The 21,596-nt window shown below is 70.9% G+C and carries 20 protein-coding genes and 1 tRNA gene; 9 read left to right on the forward strand and 12 right to left on the reverse strand.

Annotation, left to right across the window (positions count from 1 at the left end; genetic code table 11):
* Positions 1 to 157: 157 nt before the first annotated feature.
* The 4 genes from ACFE7W_RS03730 to ACFE7W_RS03745 all read left to right on the forward strand — a co-directional run bounded on the left by ACFE7W_RS03730 (position 158) and on the right by ACFE7W_RS03745 (position 2,913).
* Positions 158 to 862 (forward strand): class E sortase, encoded by a 705-nt coding sequence (locus tag ACFE7W_RS03730; RefSeq protein ID WP_375423412.1) that lies wholly within the window; start codon positions 158 to 160, stop codon positions 860 to 862.
* 97 nt (positions 863 to 959) lie between these two features.
* Entirely contained in the window at positions 960 to 1,637 is a 678-nt protein-coding gene (locus ACFE7W_RS03735) for a ferritin-like domain-containing protein (RefSeq protein ID WP_375423413.1), read from the forward strand.
* Positions 1,638 to 1,650: 13 nt separating this feature from the next.
* Positions 1,651 to 2,259: a ferritin-like domain-containing protein gene (locus tag ACFE7W_RS03740; protein ID WP_375423414.1), complete on the forward strand. Its 609-nt coding sequence runs from the start codon at positions 1,651 to 1,653 to the stop codon at positions 2,257 to 2,259.
* 369 nt (positions 2,260 to 2,628) lie between these two features.
* Positions 2,629 to 2,913, forward strand: a complete 285-nt coding sequence (locus ACFE7W_RS03745; RefSeq protein WP_375423415.1) for a ubiquinol-cytochrome c reductase iron-sulfur subunit — start codon at positions 2,629 to 2,631, stop codon at positions 2,911 to 2,913.
* Between the two features lie 317 nt (positions 2,914 to 3,230).
* Here ACFE7W_RS03745 and ACFE7W_RS03750 read toward each other — a convergent pair.
* The 6 genes from ACFE7W_RS03750 to glp all read right to left on the reverse strand — a co-directional run bounded on the left by ACFE7W_RS03750 (position 3,231) and on the right by glp (position 7,221).
* Positions 3,231 to 3,303 (reverse strand) — tRNA-Ala (locus ACFE7W_RS03750).
* Positions 3,304 to 3,375: 72 nt separating this feature from the next.
* Entirely contained in the window at positions 3,376 to 4,173 is a 798-nt protein-coding gene (locus tag ACFE7W_RS03755) for a hypothetical protein (protein WP_375423416.1), read from the reverse strand.
* 50 nt (positions 4,174 to 4,223) lie between these two features.
* A complete protein-coding gene (locus ACFE7W_RS03760) occupies positions 4,224 to 4,787 on the reverse strand; it encodes a GNAT family N-acetyltransferase (protein ID WP_375423544.1) in 564 nt (187 codons plus the stop codon).
* A gap of 141 nt (positions 4,788 to 4,928) precedes the next feature.
* Entirely contained in the window at positions 4,929 to 5,411 is a 483-nt protein-coding gene (locus ACFE7W_RS03765) for a molybdenum cofactor biosynthesis protein B (protein ID WP_375423417.1), read from the reverse strand.
* Positions 5,408 to 5,899 carry a cyclic pyranopterin monophosphate synthase MoaC gene (gene moaC, locus ACFE7W_RS03770; protein WP_375423418.1) on the reverse strand — a complete coding sequence of 164 codons (492 nt, stop codon included), beginning with the start codon at positions 5,897 to 5,899 and terminating at the stop codon, positions 5,408 to 5,410. Before moaC ends, ACFE7W_RS03765 begins: the two co-directional genes overlap by 4 nt.
* Positions 5,896 to 7,221, reverse strand: a complete 1,326-nt coding sequence (gene glp, locus ACFE7W_RS03775) for a gephyrin-like molybdotransferase Glp (RefSeq protein WP_375423419.1) — start codon at positions 7,219 to 7,221, stop codon at positions 5,896 to 5,898. The genes moaC and glp overlap by 4 nt, the downstream gene beginning before the upstream one ends.
* Before the next feature lie 133 nt (positions 7,222 to 7,354).
* Between glp and ACFE7W_RS03780 the strand changes: the two genes are divergently transcribed.
* Positions 7,355 to 8,167, forward strand: coding sequence for an Fpg/Nei family DNA glycosylase (locus tag ACFE7W_RS03780; RefSeq protein WP_375423420.1), 813 nt, complete (start codon positions 7,355 to 7,357; stop codon positions 8,165 to 8,167).
* Positions 8,168 to 8,177: 10 nt separating this feature from the next.
* Here the strand turns inward: ACFE7W_RS03780 and ACFE7W_RS03785 are convergent, their stop codons facing one another.
* Positions 8,178 to 9,827 carry a glycoside hydrolase family 13 protein gene (locus ACFE7W_RS03785; protein WP_375423421.1) on the reverse strand — a complete coding sequence of 550 codons (1,650 nt, stop codon included), beginning with the start codon at positions 9,825 to 9,827 and terminating at the stop codon, positions 8,178 to 8,180.
* A gap of 132 nt (positions 9,828 to 9,959) precedes the next feature.
* On the opposite strand from ACFE7W_RS03785, the gene ACFE7W_RS03790 reads away from it, so the two are divergent.
* Positions 9,960 to 10,565, forward strand: coding sequence for a 5-formyltetrahydrofolate cyclo-ligase (locus ACFE7W_RS03790; RefSeq protein WP_375423422.1), 606 nt, complete (start codon positions 9,960 to 9,962; stop codon positions 10,563 to 10,565).
* Here ACFE7W_RS03790 and ACFE7W_RS03795 read toward each other — a convergent pair.
* The 5 genes from ACFE7W_RS03795 to ACFE7W_RS03815 all read right to left on the reverse strand — a co-directional run bounded on the left by ACFE7W_RS03795 (position 10,562) and on the right by ACFE7W_RS03815 (position 19,845).
* Positions 10,562 to 11,416 (reverse strand): LamG domain-containing protein, encoded by an 855-nt coding sequence (locus ACFE7W_RS03795; RefSeq protein ID WP_375423423.1) that lies wholly within the window; start codon positions 11,414 to 11,416, stop codon positions 10,562 to 10,564. The two genes, ACFE7W_RS03790 and ACFE7W_RS03795, sit on opposite strands and share 4 nt — an antisense overlap.
* Positions 11,413 to 12,330 carry a S26 family signal peptidase gene (locus tag ACFE7W_RS03800; protein WP_375423424.1) on the reverse strand — a complete coding sequence of 306 codons (918 nt, stop codon included), beginning with the start codon at positions 12,328 to 12,330 and terminating at the stop codon, positions 11,413 to 11,415. Before ACFE7W_RS03800 ends, ACFE7W_RS03795 begins: the two co-directional genes overlap by 4 nt.
* A 52-nt stretch (positions 12,331 to 12,382) precedes the next feature.
* Positions 12,383 to 13,051, reverse strand: a complete 669-nt coding sequence (locus ACFE7W_RS03805) for a hypothetical protein (RefSeq protein WP_375423425.1) — start codon at positions 13,049 to 13,051, stop codon at positions 12,383 to 12,385.
* Between the two features lie 701 nt (positions 13,052 to 13,752).
* Positions 13,753 to 17,028, reverse strand: coding sequence for an isoleucine--tRNA ligase (gene ileS, locus ACFE7W_RS03810; RefSeq protein ID WP_375423426.1), 3,276 nt, complete (start codon positions 17,026 to 17,028; stop codon positions 13,753 to 13,755).
* A 255-nt stretch (positions 17,029 to 17,283) separates the two neighbouring features.
* Positions 17,284 to 19,845: a penicillin acylase family protein gene (locus ACFE7W_RS03815; protein WP_375423427.1), complete on the reverse strand. Its 2,562-nt coding sequence runs from the start codon at positions 19,843 to 19,845 to the stop codon at positions 17,284 to 17,286.
* 122 nt (positions 19,846 to 19,967) lie between these two features.
* Between ACFE7W_RS03815 and ACFE7W_RS03820 the strand changes: the two genes are divergently transcribed.
* The 3 genes from ACFE7W_RS03820 to ACFE7W_RS03830 all read left to right on the forward strand — a co-directional run bounded on the left by ACFE7W_RS03820 (position 19,968) and on the right by ACFE7W_RS03830 (position 21,574).
* Positions 19,968 to 20,351 carry an FmdB family zinc ribbon protein gene (locus tag ACFE7W_RS03820; RefSeq protein WP_375423428.1) on the forward strand — a complete coding sequence of 128 codons (384 nt, stop codon included), beginning with the start codon at positions 19,968 to 19,970 and terminating at the stop codon, positions 20,349 to 20,351.
* 140 nt (positions 20,352 to 20,491) lie between these two features.
* Positions 20,492 to 21,070, forward strand: coding sequence for an RcpC/CpaB family pilus assembly protein (locus ACFE7W_RS03825; protein WP_375423429.1), 579 nt, complete (start codon positions 20,492 to 20,494; stop codon positions 21,068 to 21,070).
* A gap of 138 nt (positions 21,071 to 21,208) precedes the next feature.
* Complete coding sequence (locus ACFE7W_RS03830) at positions 21,209 to 21,574, forward strand: MscL family protein (RefSeq protein WP_375423430.1); 366 nt, start codon at positions 21,209 to 21,211, stop codon at positions 21,572 to 21,574.
* Positions 21,575 to 21,596: the final 22 nt, after the last annotated feature.

The raw sequence follows: 21,596 nt of genomic DNA on the forward strand, positions 1-21,596 counted from the left end.
GTTATGGTTCCCGTGTTGGTCCGGCTTGGGGTTTCGTGGTGCTGCACGATGAGTTGTGCAGCCGAGCTTGGCGGTGGATTGCCGCTGTGAAAGCTGAGCGTTTGTGGCCCTGCCCTCACCACCTCCGACCGCGCGTCGCCGCCGAGTGTCGACGTGGTTGCTCGCGCTGCTGATCCCCGTGTGTGCGTTGGCACCGTGGGTGGTGTCGTGGCAGGGACCGGTGAGTGATCCATCGGCGGACCCGTCGGCGGTCATCAAGCAGGCGGTGGCCGCGCAACCGCGCCAAGAGCGGAAGGCGTCAGTACCGTCTCCGGTGGTGGTGGCCGCGCTGACGAAGGAGTTGGCGGACCCGTCGGGACAGGGCTATGACACCCCCGTCTCGGCCAAAGCGGCAGCTGGGGTGCGGACAACGCCAGGGAAGTACCAGAAGGTGGGCCGGATCCGTATTCCCAAGATCGGTCTGGACGCCAGTTACGGCGAAGGGGTGTACGCAAAAGCGCTCGACCACGGTCCGGGCCACTGGCCAGGCACACCACTGCCCGGCGCGGCTGGCACGGCGGTGCTGTCGGGCCACCGCAACACCCACACCCAGCCGTTCAAGTACCTCAATCTGCTGCATCCGGGCGACAAGATCCTGGTGTCGGTGGGACACCACCGTGCGGTGACCTTCCACGTCTTGGACACCACGATCGTGCGCGAGGCCAAGTACCCGGCGTTCGTGCTCAAGCCGGCCAAGGATCCCGACGAGCGTCGCCTGACCCTGTTCGCCTGTCACCCGGAGGGAAACCCGATCTACCGGATTGTCGTGCGGGCCAGTACCGCCGGTCCAGTCAAGAAGTCCCCGGCCAAGGGTGGGAGGTAGCCGCCCGGACACTCCTACCGCAGCGCCAGGCTCTCGGGGAGCCGGCCGATAACCCTTTCGCTCATCTAGGTCCCCTCACAGAGAAAGAGAGCTCGGTATGAACGAGCAGAACATCCCCTCAGCTCCGGTAGACGAGTCCGACCCGGCCCGCCGGGTGTTCGGCGGAAGTCCGGTGATGACCTTCGCCGACGAGGGCCAGCGCCGCAAGTTCCTCCGCGCAGCGGCCGTGGTCGGCTTCGGGTCCACCCTGGTCGCCCTGTCCCAGCACGACAAGCTGGCCTTGGCTGACGCGAGCGCCAACGACCTCGAGATCTTGAACTACGCCCTGACCCTGGAGTACCTCGAGGCCGACTTCTACACCCGCGGCGTCAAAGGCGGGGCCCTGTCGGGACGCGACCTCGACCTGGTGACGCCCATCCGTGACCACGAGCAGGAGCACGTCACGGTCCTGACCCACACCGTGAAGTCTCTTGGCGGCAAACCCGCCGCCAAGCCGACCTTCAAGTATCCCGACGGAACCTTCACCAGCAAGAAGAAGTTCCTCACCACCGCCTCGGCGTTCGAGGAGCTCGGGGTGACGGCCTACCACGGTCAAGTCGCGCGGGTCAACGACGGCGACATCCTGGCCGCCGCTGCCTCGATCGCCGGCGTGGAGTCCCGGCACGCCGCTGTCGTCGCCGATCTTCTTGGCGGCAACCCGTTCCCGGCCTCGTTCGAGAAGCACAACACCATGAAAACGGTCCTCAAGGCCGCCGGCCAGTTCATCAAGTCCTGAAAGGAAGACGACCATGATCAACCGCAGAGACCTGATCAAGGGCACCGCCGCCATCATCCCCGGCGCGATCGCGCTGCAGATGCTCGGCGCGAAGTGGGCCTTCGCCGCCGACGAGTTCAGCGGAGCTACCGACGTCCTCAACTACGCCCTCACCCTCGAGTACCTCGAGGCCGAGTTCTACCGGCAGGGCAACAACGCCGACCTACTCAGCGGCAAGTCCAAGGACTACCTCGAAGCCATCCAGAAGGACGAGGAGGCGCACGTGGTGGCGCTGAAGGACACCATCAGCAGCCTTGGCTCCACCCCGGTCGCCGCGCCGGAGGTGGACTTCGGCGCGGCTTTCAAGACGAAGGGCAGCTTCCTGGAGACCGCCTACACCTTCGAGAACCTTGGGGTTCAGGCCTACCTCGGGGCGGCCCCGAGCCTGCTCAAGGAGAAGGCTCTCCTCACCGCCGCCGCGAGCATCTTCGGCGTCGAAGCCCGGCACGCCGCCATCTTGGGGGTGCTCGGCAAGAAGGCCGCCGAGGGCGGCGTCTACAAGGGGGCCTTCGAGAAGCCCGCCACCCGCGCGACCGTCCTCAAGGCCGCCAGCCCGTTCATCGTCAAGGCCCAGACCCTCTGAGTTCCACGAGCCGGCCCCGAGGTGAGCGTGGGCTCACCCCGGGGTCCCGACCCAGCGCCAAGCCTCCACCGCGGCCGCGCTCGAGCACTGACTGCGCCAACCGATGAAAGGCAGGACGCCACGCACGAGCAGCCGCAGGGTTTGATCGAAGAGTCGTTGTCTCGGCGTGCGCTGATCACGAGCATGACGGCGGCAGCCGGAGGGGCCGTCCTGGCCGCCTGTGGGGGCCGGTCCTCGACCCCTCCAGCGTCCTCAACCCGTCCCGCGGGATCCGCCCCCGCCTCCTCGACAACGTCTCCGGTGACGAAGAGTTCTGCATCCGCGCCACCGACCTCATCGCCGTCACCGTCACCGTCACCGGCTGCACCCGTGGTCGTGGCGTTGAAGGAGGTACCGGTTGGTGGGTCCGTTTCGGCCCAGCTCAAAGGCAAGCCGATCATCGTGAGCCGGCCGGCCGAAGGTCGGGCCGTCGCTTTCACCGCCATCTGCACACACCAGGGCTGCACGGTGAAGCCGGCCGACGCCAAGCTGCTCTGCCCATGCCACGGTTCGATCTTCGACGCGCTCACCGGCAAGAACCTGTCGGGACCAGCGCCGAAACCGCTGGCGGCGATCCCCGTCACCGTCTCAGCCGGCAACGTCATCGCGACCTGACCTGCTCGTTCACGCCTACCCAGAGCACGAGGGCTGGTCGGGTCTGAAGGGTGCTGCTGAAGACACGGCAGCGGGTTCGAGGCGGACCTGGGGCCGGCAAACCGTTGACGGTCCAGGCCCGGTCGGGCCACGCGTCGGTGGCCACCACCACCTCGACCTGCTCCACCTCGGGACCACCGCCGACCGGGCCGGTCTGGACCGTCCGACAGGGCGGGGCATGCCGCTGACACACGTCCGGCCTTGGAGAATGAGTCAGACAGCTGAGGGCTGTGACTCCAGAGGAGTGAAGAGCCTGGTGAAGGCTACTTCCGAAAAAGTGGAGCTTAGGGGATTCGAACCCCTGACCTTCTCATTGCGAACGAGACGCGCTACCAACTGCGCCAAAGCCCCTCCGTCGGCCTCGACCGACCTCGAGGACATTACCACCAGAGCCCGGCGGGGCCCCAAACGTGGGCCGGTGCGTCAGGCCGACGCGGCCCGACCCTCGTCCTCGACGACGGCCGGGGCGGGGGCGCTGAGCGGGGCGTCTGCGGTGACCGGGCCGGTGGGCGCCGACGCTGTGACGGCCGCGCCGGACAGGTCGATCGTGCGGACGGTGCGCGGCGCGAGCGGCTTGGACACGTAGGTGGCGTTGGTGATCGGCACCGGGTCCCAGAGGACGCCGGGCGTCGCCTTCGGGGCGGCAGGGACGGCGACAGCGGAGCCGGACGGCGCCGTCTCGCGGCGTCGGATCAGCACGGTCGACTCGTCGTCGCCCTGCCGGATCTCGCGGTAGCGGGCGTCCAGGCCGTGGCGCATGGCCCGGACGCTGAAGCGGGCCAGCGTCGCGAACGCCACGAGCAGCCCGCCGGGCACGACCAGCAGCCACCACGGCGCGAGCCCCGTCACGGCCAGCACGACCGTCACGCTGAGCACCCCGACCAGCACGATCAGCACCCGGCGGCGGCGGCTGGCGGCCAGCTGCTCGAGCCGTCGGAGGTCGTTGATGGCGGCGCGCCGGGTCATCGGGGTGGAGACCTCGAAGCTGGCGATCTCGGCCAGGTCCTGGTTGAGCAGCGGCGCCCGGCCGCGGCGGACGATGCGCATCGAGTCGGCAAACTGCTCGGCCGGGCCGACGGGCTCCTCGACCAGCTCGTTCTCCGGTCGGCGCGCGAAATGGGGTACGAGATAGGCCAGCCAGGCGATGGCGATCGCCGCAAAGATAATCCCTGTCGTCCCCACACGGGAACCGTAGACGGCCGTCCCGGTCGGGCCGCTCATCTGCGGGGGCGTGTCGGGAAGAACCGGGCCGAGGGGACGAGCGAGTCCCGTCAGCGGGGCCGCACGCTCTCCCACCGCCGCAGCAGGCCGCCCGGCACCTCTTCGGCGTTGAGGGCGAACACCAGGTGGTCGCGCCAGTCGCCGTCGATGTGCAGGTAGCGCGGCCGCAGCCCCTCGGGCCGGAACCCCAGCTTGGCGACCACCCGGAGGCTCTGGTGGTTCTCGGGCCGGATGGCGATCTCGATCCGGTGCAGGTGCATGACCTCGAAGCAGTAGTCCACCGCCAGCGCGACCGCGGTCGGGATGATGCCGCGGCCGGCCAGCCGCTCGTCGACCCAGTAGCCGATCTGGCCCCACGAGGCCGAACCGCCCACGATGCCGCTGACGGTGAGCTGACCGGCGAAGTTCGGCCGTCCGCCCCCGGCGTTGTCGTGGAAGATCAGCCAGGGCAGCATCCGGCCATCCCGGGCCTGCCTGGTCAGGGCCCGGACCAGGCCGGCGTACGTGGCCGGTCCGGAGTGCGAACCCGGGGGCAGGGTCGCCTCCCAGGGCCGCAGCCACTGGTTGTTCGCCTGCCGCACCCGCTCCCACGCGGCCCGGTCGCGGTGACGCATCGGTGACAGCAGCACCGGTCCGTGCCGCAGGCTCACCGGCCAGTGGTGGGACCCGAAGAGCTGCAGACCCGATCCTCCGCGCCCCGGCTCGTCGGTCCGGCCCACCAGCTCAGGCCCCTGACCCCGGCTCACCGGAGGCGCTCACGGGCGGTGGTCGCCGCCACGGATCTGGCTGACGGCGTGCCCCAGGACCGGGGCGAGGACGGTCATCCCGTCGCGCGCACCGCCGGTGCTGCCGGGCAGGTTGATGATCAAGGTCGTCCCGGCCACGCCGGCCAGCCCTCGGCTGAGCACCGCCGTCGGGACACCATGATCGACACCGTAGCGCGCGACCGCCGCCGCGAGCGGAGGGATCTCCCGCTCCAGCACCGCCCGGGTCTGCTCCGGCGTGTGGTCGTGGGGGTTCAACCCGGTTCCGCCGGTGGTGATCACCACCGCATAGCCGTCCTCGACCGCCGACCGCAGGGCCGCTCCCACCTCGTCCCCGTCGGGCACCACCAGCGGGTCGTCCACCTCGAAGCCGAGCGTCCGCAGGGATTCGACGATGATCGGGCCGGATCGGTCGGCGTAGACGCCCGCGGACGCCCGGGTGGAGACCGTGATCACCAGCGCGGAGTCGCTCACGGGTTCCCGTCCTCGTTGCGCTGCCACTCGCCGCGGCGGCCGCCGGACTTGGCCAGGACCCGGACGTCGGTGATCACCGCGGCCCGGTCGACGGCCTTGATCATGTCGACCACGGTCAGCGCGGCGGTGGTGACGGCGGTGAGAGCTTCCATCTCGACGCCGGTCCGCTCGTTCGTCCGGACGGTGGCGGTCAGCTCGACGCCCTCGTCGCTCACCTCGGCGGTCACGTCCACCCCGCTCAGGAACAGGGGGTGGCAGAGCGGGATCAGCTCCGACGTCCGCTTGGCTCCCTGGATCCCAGCGATCCGGGCCACCGCCAACGCGTCACCCTTCGGGACCGTCCCGTCGCGCAGCGCGGCCACGCACTCGGCGCTCAGCAGCACCCGGCCGGCCGCGGTGGCGGTGCGGGCGGTGACCTCCTTGGCCGAGACGTCCACCATCCGTGCCTGGCCGGCCTCGGTCAGGTGCGGGAAGACCGGTCCGCTCACCCGTACACCTCCTCCAGCAGCCAGACCTCGACGTCCTCGCCCGCGCTCACCGCCGTCACGTCCTCGCCGAGCACGACGATGGCGTTGGCCCGGGCCAGGCCGCCGAGCAGGTGGGAGCCGTGGCCGCCGGTGAGCTCGACCAGCCGACCGCCGTCGGCGTCCAGGCTGACGATGCCGCGGGCGAGCTGACGCCGTCCGCGCGCGGACCCGAAGTCGTGCGTGGCCCGGCAGCGCACCACGGGCCGGGTGTAAGGCGTGACGCCCATCAGCTTGCGGATCGCCGGCCGGACGAACGCCTCGAACGACACGAAGGCGCTGACGGGGTTGCCCGGCAGCATGATCATCGGCGTCCGGTCGTCCCCGATCAGGCCGAAGCCCTGAGGCTTGCCGGGCTGCATGGCCACCGAGGCGAAGTCGGTGGCGCCCAGCTCGGGCAGCGCCGCCTTGACCACGTCGTAGTCGCCCTGGCTCACTCCGCCGGTGGTCAGGATCAGGTCGGCCCGGACCAGCTGGTCGGCAATCACCTGGAGCACCTCGGACGGGTCGTCGCTGACCAGCCCGACGCGGAACACCTGCGCGCCCGCCGCCTTCGCCGCGGCCGCGAGCATGGCCGAGTTGGAGTCATAGATCTGGTGCGGTCCGCCGAGCTCGTGGCCCGGCTCCACCAGCTCCGACCCGGTGGAGACGACGGCGACTCGGGGCCGGGGACGGACCAGCACCTTGTCGCGGCCGACGGCGGCCAGCAGCCCGATGGCGCGCGGTCCGAGCAGGTCCCCGGCAGCGAAGAGCTGCGCGCCGGACCGGATGTCCTCGCCGACGTAGCGGACGTGCTGGCTGACCACGCTGGGCTCGTGCACCAAGACGTCGTCGGTGCCGCGGTCGGTGTTCTCGTACGGCACGATCGCGTCGGCGGCGGGAGGCAGCGGCGCACCGGTCATGATCTTGATCGCCGTCCCCGGCGAGAGGCGGTGCAGCGCGTCCTGCCCGGCGGCGACCTCGCCCACCACGGGCAGGCTGACAGGGTGCTCGGGGGAGGCGTCCGCCACGTCGACGGCCCGGACGGCGTACCCGTCCATCGCGGAGTTGTCGAAGCGCGGCATGTCGATCGAGGAGTAGACGTCCTCGCAGATGCTGAGGTCCAGGGCGTCGAGGATCTGCTGGTTGAACGCCGGCAGCTCGGTCAGGCAGCTCAGCAGGTAGTCGCGGTGGTCGTCCATCGAGCGCAGCCCGTCCGGACCTGGCTCGGGCGGCGGGGGCAGCGGCTCCCACCGTTCCCGCGGCAGCGTCGTTTCCGGAGACTTCTTGCGGCCGAACAGGGGCATACCCGCCACCCTAGGTCGTCTGGCCGTGCCAGCCGTCGAACCACGGCGGCACCCCGACTTGTCAGAACTCCGTTGTCCCCTGGGCCAACTGGCTTCTGACAGGTCGGTTGGGGGGCCAACTAGTCTCGCGTGCGTGCCAGAAGGTCATACGATCCACCGGCTGGCCCGACGGCACGCCAAGCTGCTCGGCGGCCAGACCGTCCGCGCCAGCAGTCCGCAGGGACGCTTCGCCGACGGGGCAGCCCTGATCGACGGTCACGTGCTGCAGTCCACCGACGCGTGGGGCAAGCACCTCTTCCACACCTACGAGAGGGACCTGCTCCTGCACGTCCACCTCGGCCTGTACGGCAAGTTCGCCGACGGCCCCGGCCCGGCGCCGGAGGCTCGGGGGGCGCTCCGGCTGCGGCTCGAGAGCGAGCAGAGCTGGCTGGACCTGCGCGGCCCGATCACCTGCGAGGTCGTCACCCGGGCGGAGAAGGCCGAGGTCACCGCGGCGCTCGGCCCCGACCCGCTGCGACCGAACGCCGACCCGGGGCTGGCGGCCGCCAAGCTGGCCCGCAGCCGGACGGCGCTGGGTGCCCTGCTGATGAACCAGACCGTGCTCGCCGGAGTGGGTAACGTCTACCGCGCCGAGATCCTCTTCCGGCACGGCGTGAACCCGTACCTGCCCGGGCGCGACCTCGACCCGGTGGTGTGGCTGGACATGTGGGAGGACCTGGTCCGGCTGATGCGGGCGGGCGTGCGCGCCGGCAAGATCATCACGACCGACCCCGGCGACCGCGAACGCGTCTCCGGGCCGGCGCGGCGCAGCGATGCCCACTACGTCTACCGCCGGGCGGGCGAGCCGTGCCGGCGCTGCCACACCCCGGTCCGGCACGAGGTGCTGGTGGGCCGCAACCTGTTCTGGTGCCCGCGTTGCCAGCCGGGACCGGACGGCCTCGGCTGAGAGCGGCCGCTCAGACCGAGGTCAGCCAGACCGTCGACTCTCCCGCGAGCTCGTCGGCGACCGTCGTCCCGGTGCTGCTCAGCACCACCTGACCCGGCGGCAGGGCGACCGGCACGTCACCGAAGTTCGTGACGCAGTGCCAGCCCCCGGGCCGGACGAAGTGCAGCACGTCGGGTTCGCTGGCCACCCAGTCGAGCTGCTCGGCCCCCTGCAGCCGACGCCGCAGCTGCAACGCCCGGCGGTAGAGCTCCAGCGTGGAGTCCGGTTCCTGCGCCTGCACGGCGGCCGACAGCGCGGCGAAGGTCGCCGGCTGCGGCAGCCAGGGACGGCCGGGCCCGAAGCCGTACGCAGGCGGGGTCGGCGCCCACGGGATCGGCACCCGGCAGCCGTCGCGACCCTTGACGGTGTGGCCGCTGTCGGTCCAGGTCGGGTCCTGCAGGGCCTCGGCCGGCAGGTCGGCGACCTCCGGCAGCCCCAGCTCCTCGCCCTGGTAGACGTAGGACGAGCCGGGCAGCGCGAACATCAACGTCGTGGCCGCGCGCGCCCGGCGCAGGCCGCGCGCGAGGTCGGGCACGGGATCAGTGCCCTCGGTCATCAGCCACGCCTCGTAGGAGGTGCCGGCGGGCAGGCCGTACCGCGTGACGTGACGGATGTCGTCATGGTTGGAGAGCACCCAGGTCGAGGAGGAACCGGTCTTGGCCGCCTCGGCGAGACAGAAGGTGATCACCTCACCGAACGTCCGGGCGCCGAAGGGCGCCTTCATCAGCGAGAAGTTGAAGGCCTGGCCCAGCTCGGTGGGCCGGGCGTAGAGCGCCCGCCGGGCGGGATGGGAGACGGCCTCGGCGACGGCGCTGCGGGGCGGGTCGTAGGTGTCGAAGACCTGACGCCACTCCTGGTAGATCTCGTGCACCTCGTTGCGGTCGTACAGCGGGTCGGAGCCGTCGAGCGGCAGGTCGTCCTCGAGGTCGGGCTTGCTGCGCAGCGGCTCGGAGAGGTCCTTGGCCAGGGCGTGCGCCACGTCGACCCGGTAGCCGTCGACGCCACGGTCGGCCCAGAAACGCAGCGTGGTGATGAAGTCGGACCGGACCTCGGGGTGGCGCCAGTCCAGGTCGGGCTGCTGCGGGGCGAAGAGGTGGCAGTACCACTGGCCGGGCCGGCCGGCCGCGTCCGTGACACGCGTCCACGCGGACCCGCCGAAGTGGGAGATCCAGTCCGAGGGGGGCTGCGAGCCGTTCTCACCGAGTCCGTCGCGGAAGATGTAACGGTCCCTAGCCGGCGACCCGGGCGCAGCGGCAAGCGCCTCCACGAACCAGGGATGCTCGTCGGAGGTGTGGTTCGGGACGATGTCGACGATCACCTTCATCCCGCGGGCGTGGGCGCCGGTCACCAGGGCGTCGAAGTCGGCGAGGGTCCCCAGCTGCGGGTGGACGTCGCGGTAGTCGCTGACGTCGTAGCCGCCGTCGGCCATCGGGGAGGGGTAGAACGGGCTCAACCAGACCGCGTCCACGCCGAGGTCGGCGAGGTAGTCGATCTTGGACACCGCTCCCGGGATGTCCCCCACGCCGTCGCCGTCGGTGTCGGCGAAGCTGCGCGGGTAGATCTGGTAGACCACCGCCTGCCGCCACCAGTCGGGATCGGGCTGGTCCAGAGCGTCAGGCACAGAGGTCACCTTAGAGGTTCCCTGATTTTCCATCACCAGTTGGGAGGCCGACGCCGGACGCACGCTCAGCGGGGGCCCGCGGCGCGAACTGGAGTTGATTTCTCAGGGGACCCTGCCTCCTACGATGGCCCGATGCCTGCTTCTGCCGCCGACGACGAGGCTCTGGCCGGAGCCAAAGCGACGCTGCGACGCGCGGTGCAGCTCCGCCGGGAGAGTCGCAGCCCCGAGCAGCGCGAGGCCGACGACCTCGAACGGCTGCGCGTGCTGACCGAGGCCTTGGGCCACGGACCGCCCGCCACCGTCGCCGCCTACCTGTCGGCCGGGACCGAGCCGGGGACGCTGCCGGTCGTGGCGTGGCTCGCCGCCCAGGACGTACGGGTGCTGCTGCCCGTGCTCAGCCGCGGTTCCGCACCGGCCTGGGCCCCGTACGCCGGACCCGACGCGCTGCAGGCCGGTCGGTCCGGGATCCTCGAACCGAGCACGGAGTCGCTGCCCGAGGGCCTGGCCCCCGCCGACCTGGTCCTCTGCCCCGGCCTGGCCGCCGACCGTCGAGGAGCTCGGCTGGGCCGTGGCGGGGGCTGGTACGACCGGGCGCTGGGCACCGCCCGCCGCGGAGTCCCGGTGTGGGTGCTGTTGAACGCCGACGAGGTCCTCAAGGCGGTCCCGGTCCAGGTCTGGGACCGGCCGGTCGACGCGGTGCTGACGCCCACGGCCCTGCTGCAGCGCAGCCTGACCTAGACCGCTCTGCCCGCCGCGTAGTGCTGCGCGACCTGAGCCGCGGTCAGGGCACTGGTGTAGACGGCGGCGTAGCTCAGCTGGCCGGTGAAGTACTGGCTGCCCTCGTCGGTGAAGGCGTCCAGATTGCTGTACCCCATCCGCCAGTAGCCCGAGTAGGACCGCGGCGCGGCTGTGCTCGGGTTGTTCGCCACCGCCACCCCGTCCACGTAGAGGTCGAGGCCGTTGGTGCCGAAGGTGGCCGCCACCAGGTGCCAGCTGCCGTCGGTGTAGCTGGCCGGGGACGTGACGGTGACGTAGGCGGAGGGTTGGACGGCGAAGACGAGCTTCCCCGACGTGTTGAGGTACACGAGCCGGTCGTAGCTGGTGCCGGCCGTCAGCGCGGCGTTGTTGAAACCGATCAACAGCCCGCCGGCCGTGCTCGTGCGGAACCAGATCTCCAGGCTGAAGGTACCCGGGGCGGTACCGAAGGAGGGGCTGCGCACCCAGCTGCTCGATCCGTTGAAGCTGGTTGACCCACCGCTGTCCCGGGCGCAGGCGGTCGAGCCGCTGTGGGTCGGCAGGCCGACGTAGGTGCCGGTGCGGTTGTTACCTGAGACGTCGACCGCAGTCGCGAGGGCCAGGGCGTCCTGCAGCGGGTAGTCGACCCAGGGCCTCGGGGTACTTCCAGTCGCCGAGGCGGCGCAGGTGAAGTAGGGGGCGGCAGCCGCGGTGTCGGTGCTGTTGCTCACCCGGGCCGTGAACGCTGCCGAGCTGCCCGGGGTGAGAGCAGCGAGCAGGCTGAGAGCCAGGCTCACCAGCAGGCCCGCCAGGACGAGCGGTCCGGGCCGCCGGACGGGCCGACGAGCGCTCACTGCTCCGGCTCGGGTTCCTCGGGCGACAACCCGACCACGAGGCACCAGACCAGCGGCAGCGCCGACACCAGCACCACCGCCAGGAGCCACCAGTCCTGTAGGTGCGGGCTGCCGTTGATCACGAACGGGCCCCCTGGCCGGTCGACGGCCACCGCGACCACGCCCGTCTCCCCGGCCCGGAGATCGACGTAGGCGCCGTCGGCGCCGGTCACCCGGGTCGGGAAGATCCCGCCCGAGACCAGACTGGCCAGGTGGTGCCCGTCCGGCTGGGCCTCCGGGCTGACGGCGATCAGGATCGGGTGGACGAAGGGGCGCAGGATCAGCGCCGCCGCCGCGACGATGAGGCAGACGCCGAGGATGCGGGCGCTGGAGCGCCAGCGCACCGAGAGGTAGCGACTCGTCGCGACCAGCAGCACCACCACCGCGAGGACCACCGCCGGCAGTCCACGCACGAGGTAACCGACGCCCCGCAACCGCACCACCACCGTGCCGAGCAGGTCGGGCCCGGTGATGGGCAGCGGGTCGGGCGAGCCGTTGATGTCTCCGCGTACCTGAACCGAACCGTCCGGGTAGACCTGCACCACCCGGTGGGTGTAGAGGTGCGACGGGTTCCCGGGCGGTCTGAAGGTGATGACGTCACCGACCCGCACCTGGCCGATCGGCCGCTCCCTGATCAGGACCAGCGTGCCCACAGGCGCCGCTCGTCCCATCGACGGGGTCTCGATCACCGCCCAGCTGCCCCCGGCCAACCGCCAGCCGACGCCGACGACGGCCAGCAGGCCGAACACGGCCAGGACGGCGACGGCGGCTGCCGTCCTCCCCCGGTCCGCCGCCCGCACCCGCACCCGCGTCCCCGACCGGCGAGCCGGGCTGGAGCGGCGGCTCAGTCCTCTGCTGATGACGGTGGAGGCCATGGCGAGTGTCCTTGACGGGCCGGGGTCGGGGGCGGCGGATCAGGAGGTGGGATCAGGAGGTGAAGGTCCAGACGAGCGGCTGCGAGGCCGCGAGCCCCTGGTAGGTGTTGCCCGCGGACGCCGCGATCGTCACCGCGAACGTGAAGGTCACCACCGCCTGGGGAGCCACCGGAGCGGTCAACGTCAGGGCACCACCGGTGGCCAGGCTAGCCAGGGTCGAGCCGGCCGGGGTGATGGTGGTGGTCGTCGACCCGACGGTCTGGCTGAGGACGACATTCAGCTTGCTGCAGAAGTCGGTGGCACTGCCGGTGACGTTGCCGGACTGGGTGCAGGTGCTCGGGGCGAGGGTGAAGGTCGCGGCCGGAGCGGTCCCGATGTTCTTGATGGTCACGGTGGTGCTGACGGTCTGGCCCGGCACCATCGTCGTGCTGCCGCCATACTTGTTGATCGTGGCGCAGGTAGCGGTGTTCGTGGCCACGTTGTTGCCAGCGCCGTCGGTGCTGGTGCAGGTCACCGTTCCGGCGTTGTTCTGCTCCTGCATGACCAGGGTACCGGCGGCGGCGGTGTTGATGCTGTTGGTGATGCTCGCCGTGAACGCGGCCAGGCTGCTGTTCATCGACAGCGCCAGGACCACCGCGCCGAGGGCACCGGTCAGCAGGGCGAGAGGCGTCAGACGCCGCCGGCGGCGGGGTCCGGGGGCAGCGGGCGTGGTGGAGGGCATGCGGAACTCCTTCGGCAGACGGTCGGTTGATGGCAAAGCTCCCCCCGGCGGCTTCATTTCGGCTTCGGACCCACGGCAAAGGTGGTTGGCTTCGGACGGGCCATTTACGACTTTGGTCCTGCCGTTTCCGGTCTTTAGTCCCGAATCGCTTTGATGGACCATTCCTTGACCACAGACGATGGCATCAGATCGCAACAGAACTGTTATTGAGGGACGCATCTGAGGGTCCAAGAAACCGTAAGAACCGACAGCGGGGTCTGGCCGGGAGCCTGTGGACAACCGGTCAGAGCACCCCGTGGAGCCCTAGCGTCGAAGCCGGGCGCTCGCACGGAGCGGTCAAAGCGATCGGGTCGGGGGCGATGATGCAGGAACGTGAGAGGCCAGAACAGCCGGAGCGGGAACTTCGCGGCGGGGACGGGTCTCGCGGGAACACTGGGTCCTGGCGGCAGCGGCGGTCGAACTGCTGCCGCCGCGGACCGACACCATCACCGCCAAGCCGGAGGAGTACCTGGGGCTGCGGACCGAGCACCAGAAACACTTCTCCGGCACGTACCAGCGGATCTCACACCTCGGGCTGGCCAGCTGCCTGGTCCAGCTACCCGCCGACGGCAAGGCCTCGGTACGGAGCTGCGACTGGTCCAATGCTGCGGTGATCGCCGTCCATGACGGCTGACCCGCCCCGCTCCCCGCGCCCGAAGAGCTCAGGCCCGCGCGACGGTGACGGCGACCCGCTGCCGATCCCCGATCTCGACGGCGTCCGCGCCGAGCGGCTGCTCGGTCGCCTCCAGCGAGACGGCCAGAGTCTCGATGGCGATGAGGTCGGCATGGGTCTGCACCGCCGCGACCAGGTCCGCTCCCCCGCCGAGGGTAAGGGCGATCCGGTCGCTGACCTCCAGCCCGGCCGCGCGACGGGCCTGCTGGACGGCCCGGACGACGTCGCGAGCCAGCCCCTCGGCGGCCAGCTCAGGTGTGACCGCGGTGTCGAGGACCACGAACCCACCACCCGGCAGCACCGCCACCGCCCGCGAGGTCCCGGGCTCGGCGTCGGCGACCACCGTCTGCAGCGTGTACTCGCCCTGGACCAGGGCCACCCCACCGGCGGTCACCGCGCCGTCCTCGGCCACCGACCAGTCGCCGCTCTTGCTGCCGCGGATGGCGGTCTGGACCTGCTTGCCCAGCCGTGGCCCGGCCGCCCGGGCCAGCACCTGCAGGGTCTGCCGGACGCCGAAGCCGCCCGACTCCCCGGAGTCGACGTCGGTCAGCGCGACCCGCCGGACGTTCAGCTCCTCGGCCACCAGGGCGGTGAACGGCTCGAGCGCCGCCGCGTCGTCGGCGACCACCGTGAGCGAGGCGAGCGGCAGCCGGACCCGCAGGTTCTCCGCCTTGCGCAGCCCCGAGCCCGTCGAGCAGACCTCGCGGACGCGGTCCATCGCCGCCACCAGCGCGTCGTCGGCAGGCAGCTGCTCCGCATCGGGCCAGTCGGTCAGGTGCACCGACCGGCCGCCCGTCAGCCCACGCCAGACCTCCTCGGCGGTTAGCGGCAGCAGCGGCGCCACCGCCCGGGTCAGCACCTCGAGCACGGTCGCGAGGGTGTCGAAGGCCGCCTGCGACCCCGCCGACTCGCCGTCCCAGAACCGGTCCCGGGAACGCCGGATGTACCAGTTCGACAGCACGTCGAGGAACCCCCGGGTCGCGTCGCACGCCGCCGCGACGTCGAGCGCGTCCAACTCGGTGGTCAGCGTCTCGACCAGCCCGCGGAGCTTGGCCAGCACGTAGCGGTCCAGGACGTGGTCGGAGGCCGTGCGCTGCTGGGCCGCGTAGCCGGACCCCCCGTTGGCGGCGTTGGCGTAGAGGGAGAAGAAGTACCAGGCGTTCCAGAGCGGGATCATTACCTGCCGGACGCCCTCGCGGATGCCCTGCTCGGTCACGATCAGGTTGCCACCCCGCAGGATCGGGCTCGACATCAAGAACCAGCGCATCGCATCGGCCCCGTCGCGGTCGAAGACCTCGCTCACGTCGGGGTAGTTGCGCAGCGACTTGCTCATCTTGCGGCCGTCGCTGCCCAAGACGATGCCGTGGCTGATCGCGCTGGAGAACGCCGGCCGGTCGAAGAGCGCCGTGGCCAGCACGTGCATCAGGTAGAACCAGCCGCGGGTCTGGCCGACGTACTCCACGATGAAGTCGCCCGGGAAGTGGTGCTCGAACCAGTCGGTGTTCTCGAACGGGTAGTGCACCTGGGCGTAGGGCATCGACCCCGAGTCGAACCAGACGTCGAGCACGTCCTCGATCCGGCGCATCGTCGACCGGCCCGTCGGGTCGTCCGGGTTGGGGCGGGTGAGCTCGTCCACGTACGGCCGGTGCAGGTCGGTCACCGCGAAGCCGCTGCGTCCCTTGCTCGGGCTCGCGGGCTCGCCGAAGTCAGCCTCCAACTCGGCGACCGAGCCGTACACGTCGGTGCGGGGGTAGCGCGGGTCGTCGGACTTCCAGACCGGGATGGGGCTCCCCCAGAAGCGGTTGCGGCTGATCGACCAGTCGCGCGCGCCGGCCAGCCAGTTGCCGAACTGACCGTCCTTGACGTGCTCAGGCACCCAGGTGATCTCGCCGTTGAGCTCCAGCATCCGGTCCTTGACCGCTGTCACCGCGACGAACCAGCTGGACACCGCCTTGTAGATCAGCGGGTTCTTGCAGCGCCAGCAGTGCGGGTACGGGTGGTCGTAGGTCTCACGGCGCAACAGCACCGTGCCGGGAGTGACCGACGCGGCACTGCCGCCGCCCGTCACCGCACGCAGGTCGTCGATGATCGCCAGGTTGGCGTCGAAGACCTGCATCCCGGCGTAGTCGGGCACCTCGGTGGTGAACCGTCCCGCCGCGTCCACCGGCACGACGGGCACGATCCCCGCGGCGTCGCACGCGACCTTGTCCTCCTCGCCGAAGGCCGGTGCCATGTGCACGATGCCGGTGCCCTCGTCGGTGGTCACGTACTCCGCGGCCAGCACGCGGTGGGCGTGCTCCCGGCCGGCGAAGTAGGAGAAGGGTGGCGTGTAGGCCCGCCCGACCAGATCGGCGCCGCTCAGCCGCTCCACGATCCGGTCTGCTGCGTCCTCCCCGAGCTCGCGGGTATACGCGGCGAGCCGGGCCTCGGCCAGCAGGTAGCGCTGGCTGCGTCCATCGCCTGAGACGTGCTCCACGACGACGTAGTCCACGGCGGGGTTGACCGCGACGGCCAGGTTGCTGGGCAGCGTCCAGGGCGTGGTGGTCCAGATCAGCGCGAGCTCGCCGGTCTCCAGCCGGAAGCCGACCGTGACGGCCGGGTCCTGCCGCACCTGGTAGACCTCGTCGTCCATCCGCAGCTCGTGGCTCGACAGCGGTGTCTCGTCGTTCCAGCAGTAGGGCAGGACGCGCAGGCCCTCGTACACCAGACCCTTGTCGTACAGCGTCTTGAACGCCCAGAGCACGCTCTCCATGTAGGAGGGGTCGAGGGTCTTGTAGTCGTGGTCGAAGTCGACCCAGCGGGCCTGGCGGGTGACGTAGTCCTGCCACTCGTCGGTGTAGCGCAGCACCGAGGCCCGGCACGCCTCGTTGAACTTGTCGATGCCCAGCTCGAGGATCTCGTCCTTCGTCTTGAGCCCCAGCTGACGCATCGCCTCGAGCTCGGCGGGGAGGCCGTGGCAGTCCCAGCCGAAACGGCGCTCGACGTGGCGGCCGCGCATGGTCTGGTAGCGCGGGACGATGTCCTTGACGTAGCCGGTCAGCAGGTGGCCGTAGTGCGGCAGCCCGTTGGCGAAGGGCGGACCGTCGTAGAAGATGAACTCGTTGCTACCGTCCTGCCCGGCCGGGTTGCGCTCGACGGACGCCCGGAAGGTGTCGTCGTCCTTCCAGAACGCCAGCACCCGCTCCTCGATCGCCGGGAACCTGGGGCTCGAAGGCACGCCGGCGCCGCTGTCGGCGGATCCGGTGGTCTGGATCGGGTAGGTCATGGCTGCGTCTCTTCCGTGTCGGTACGACACGAGGACGACGCTCCTCCACCTGCAGAGGGTGCCGCGGTACCACCTCGCTTGCCGCATCCGGGCCTACTCATCCGGGCACGACCACTCGTCGGGGCAGTGACGGGCCCACCCGTCCGGTTCTACTGAGGCACGAGACCCGTTCTTCCGGAGGCTTCCCGGTGATGGCCGGATCGACGCCTGTGCCGACCACCCTACCGCCGCCCCACCCCGACGACCCAGCCGGTTTCAGCCGCCCGGGACCAGCTGGAGCCGGTCGGTGGTCGCCGCCTCGACCGCCGCCCGGGAGGAGACGAACGCCCAGGTCCGGTTGTCGGCCCACAACGCGGTCTGGTCGTCGTAGTTCGGGCTGTACGCGTGCCCGGAGACCCCGGACTGGTTCACCCAGCGAGAGCCGTCGAGGTTGCCGAGGTCGACCAGCATCCGCATCGTCGGGGCGGTGGTGACGGAGTAGCCAAGGCGGTCGTCGTAGCCCATCGCGTCGACCACGGCCGGTCCTCCGCCCACCGGGTAGTGGCCGCGGTTGAAAAGCCCCTCGACGGCCGCGATCCCGCTCTGGCCGAGCGTCGGGCTCTCCAGCCGCACCTGGTGCAGCCGTCCCCACTGCCAGCCGTCGGTGTCCCGGCTCATCAGCGAGGTGATCTCTTTACGTGCCCCGGTCATCGCGGCCAGCAGGACGTCGTCCCACCGCTCGACCACGCCGGGCGTGCTGGTGTCGTCCCACCAGCGGCTGTCGGGCTGGGCCATCAGCGCCTGGACCACCGCATACCAGCGGTCACCGCCGCTGGGCCACAGGTCCTCGGGCAGCTCGTCGCGGAAGGTGAGCTTCATGATGTTGTGGAAGACGACGTTGAAGTACGCCGCCGCGGCCGAGTCGGCCGAGGCCGAGTAGTCCCAGCCCACCAGCGTGCGCTGACCCTCGGCCACCCAGGAGTCAGCCACCTTGATCCGCAGCAGAGCGGGTACCAGGTCGGCCGCCACCCGGACGTCGTCGTCGTAGAAGATCTGCTCCGCGGCGTCCATGGTCAGCGGTCCGGCCCGCTCGAGCCGGTCGCTGATCTGCTGGCTACGCCAGCCGTAGGAGTATTCCGAGCCGATCGCGTAGGGGTACTGCCGCCCGATGACCTGCTGGTTGGCCGAGACGAGGTAGCCGCTGGGCGGGTCGTAGACGTACGGGAGCTTCGCGAACGGGATGGTGCCGCGCCAGTCGTAGCGCTGGTCCCAGCCCGGCGAGGGCAGCTGGCCGTCCCCACGGCCGCGGACCGGGATGGCGCCCGGCAGCTGGTACCCGATGTGTCCTGCGGTGTCGGCGTAGAGCAGGTTCTGCGAGGGCGCCGAGAGCAGCTTCGCCGCGGCGCGGAACTGCGCGAACGTCTGGGCCGCGTCGATCGCCAGCACCGCGTCCATGCTGCGGCCCGGCGTCGAACCGGTCCACTGCAGCGCGACGGCGTACGCGTCCCCGCCCGGGACGACCGGCGCGCCGACCCGCTGCAGCTGGTCGTCGACGTCGGAGAGCAGCGGGCCGTGCCGCGACGAACGGATGCGGAGCGTCCGCGGCTGGTCCTCACCGCGCACCGTGATCTGCTCGGTCCGCAGGGTCAGCGGTTGGTACGCCGCACCTCCCTGCGTCGTGTCGACGCGCACCGTGTCGCCGCGGACCTGCTCGAGGTAGAGGTCCTGGACGTCGGCGTAGCTGGTGGTCATGCCCCAGCTGATCGCGGTGTTGTGCCCGATCACCACCCCGGGCATGGCGGCCAGGCTGTAGCCGGAGACGTCGAACGGGCAGGCGGTGGAGACCGAGCGGCAGTGCAGCCCCACCTGGGCGAAGGTCGACGGGATGGAGGTGGCCAGGTGCGGGTCGTTGGCCAGGATGGCGTGCCCGCTGGCGGTCCGCGTGCCGGCGACGGCAAACGAGTTGGAGCCGGTCTCGCCGCTGCCCGCGTCGGTGCCGAGGACGTCGGGGATGGTCCGGTTGAGCTCCGCGGCGCGGGTCAGCACGCCGTCGGCGGCCTTCAGCTGGCCGCGGCTCAGCCCCGGTACGGCCGGTCGGCGCGACGCCGCGGCCGCGTCCGGGGAGAACGCGTCGCCCACCACCGTCCCGCGCCGCACGATCGGGTCGTACCCCTCGAGCGGGTACGCGGGGTACAGCATCGCTGCCCGCGTCGCGCCGACCTTGGCCGTGACGAGCGCCCGGGAGGTCTCCAGGTTGATGTTCGACCCCAGCTGCCAGCCCATCACCTTCAGCCACGAGACCGAGTCCGCGGCCGTCCACGGCTCAGGGGTGTAGTCCAGGCCTTCGACCCCGAGCAGGGCGTACTCCAAGGAGATGTCGCTGTCCGAGCGCCCCTGGAGGTAGCTGTTGACCCCGGCGGCGTAGGCGTCGAGGTAGCGCCGGGTCGAGGAGGAGAGCAGGCCGAGCTCGGCCTCGGCGGTGCGACGCCAGCCGAGCGTGCGGACGTAGGCGTCGGTCTTGACCTGCGACTCTCCGTACAGCTCGGCCAGCCGTCCGGCCGCGACGTGGCGGCGGAAGTCCATCTCGTAGAACCGGTCCTGCGCGACGACGTAGCCCTGGGCCTCGAAGAGGTCCTCGGCGTTGTCGGCGTAGATCTGCGGCACGCCGTAGCTGTCCCGCAGCACGTCGACGGGCGCCTTCAGGCCGGGCAGGCTCAACCGGCCGGACAGCTGGGGGAACGACTGCCGCACGCCACCCACGACCACGACGGGCAGCACCACCAGCGCCAGCACGAGGGCGATGGCGGGGAAGAGCAACCAGCGGGGGAGGCGACGCACGCGCTCAGCGTAATGAGGGCTGAGGACAGTTCCTGTCCGACACCTGGCAGTCGGTATGGTTGAGTGCTAAGTGACGGCCGGCACGGGCCGCCGGCACGGACCTGGACGAGAAGAGCGCACGCATGCCGACCTATCAGTACCGCTGCACCGAGTGTGGGCACGACCTCGAGGCGGTGCAGAAGTTCACCGACGCCGCCCTCACCGAGTGCCCGAACTGCGGCGGACCGCTGCGCAAGATCTACAACGCCGTCGGCGTGGTCTTCAAGGGTTCCGGCTTCTACCGCACCGACAGCCGTAAGCCGGAGGGCTCGGACTCGGGCTCCGGGTCCGGCTCGGGTGAAGGCAAGAGCGAAGGCAAGAGCGACACGAAGGACGGCGGCTCCGGTTCGTCCACGGAGAAGTCGGCGCCGACGAAGGACACCACCCCCGCCAAGGCACCCTCCCCCGCGCCGGCGGCCAGCGGCTCCTCGTCCTCGTCCTCCACAGGAGCCAAGACCGGCTCCTAGCTGTGGACAACGCGCACACCGGCGCGCGCCGTCCTTAACCTCCCTGCGTGAGCCGATCTCCAACGCCCCAGCACCGACCATCCAGCACCGCATCCGGACCTGCCGCCCCCCGACGTCCCTGGCACAGCCTGACGCGCGCCGTGTCGTGGCACCGGCGTCCGCTGGCTGCGGTGGCGGCCGCGTTGGCCGTCCTCACGTCGGTGTCGGCGGCGCTGCCCGAGGGGCCGGCCACCACGACGGTCGTGGTCGCGGCCGAGGAGCTGCAGGGTGGCAAGGTCCTCAGCCCGGCCGACGTGGCGGTGCACCAGATCGCCGCTGACGACGCTCCGACCAGGGCGGTCGCCGATCCGGGCCTCCTGCTGGGGCGGACCCTGGCGGCCCCGGTCGCGGCGGGGCAGGTACTCACCGACCTGGCCCTGGTGTCGGCCCGGACGACCACGGCGGCGGGTCAGGTGGTCGCGCCCGTCCGGCTCGCCGACGCCGGCCTGGCCGGGCTGCTGCATCCCGGCGACCTCGTCGACGTGATCGCGGCGGACGGCCAGGGGACGAAGGCACGGGTGGTCGCGCGGGCGGTCAGGGTGGTCACCGTGCCCGTGGTGGACGAGACGACGTCCACCGAGGCCTCGGGCGCCCTCGTCCTGGTCCAGGTGTCGGCCGAGGTCGCTCCCGACCTGGCCCAAGCCGCATCGACCGGCACCCTGACCGTGAGCTGGCGGTAAGCCAGGTGCCGCTCGGGATCGAGTCACCCGCCCCGACGCACCAGGGCGGCACGCACTGTCGGTCGTTGCCCCGGCACGTCCGACCTGGTCTGCTGAGCGCAGGCGTCCAGCAGGGGGCGCCGCGACCAGGAGGACGACGTGCGCGGTTTCAAGGACTTTCTGCTCAGGGGCAACCTGATCGAGCTGGCGGTCGCCTTCATCATGGGGACGGTCTTCGCCGAGGTGGTCAAGGCCTTCACCGCGATCGTGCTGGACATCCTCGGGCTGATCGTGCAGGTCAAGGGCCTCAGCGACCTCACCGCGGCCGGGATCAACGTCGGGAACTTCATCACCGCGCTGATCACCTTCGTGCTGACGGCGGCGGTGCTCTACTTCTTCGTTGTCGTCCCGTACAACCGGCTGAGCGCGCTGCGCAAGATCGACGAGCCCGAGAAGGCGGCGTCCAGCGAGGACCTGCTGGCCGAGATCCGCGACCTGCTCCGCGAGCAGGGCACGCGCCCGTAGGGGTCGGCCTGCCGGCGGTGGC

The organism is uncultured Friedmanniella sp., from assembly GCF_964244285.1.
GTDB lineage: Bacteria > Actinomycetota > Actinomycetes > Propionibacteriales > Propionibacteriaceae > Microlunatus.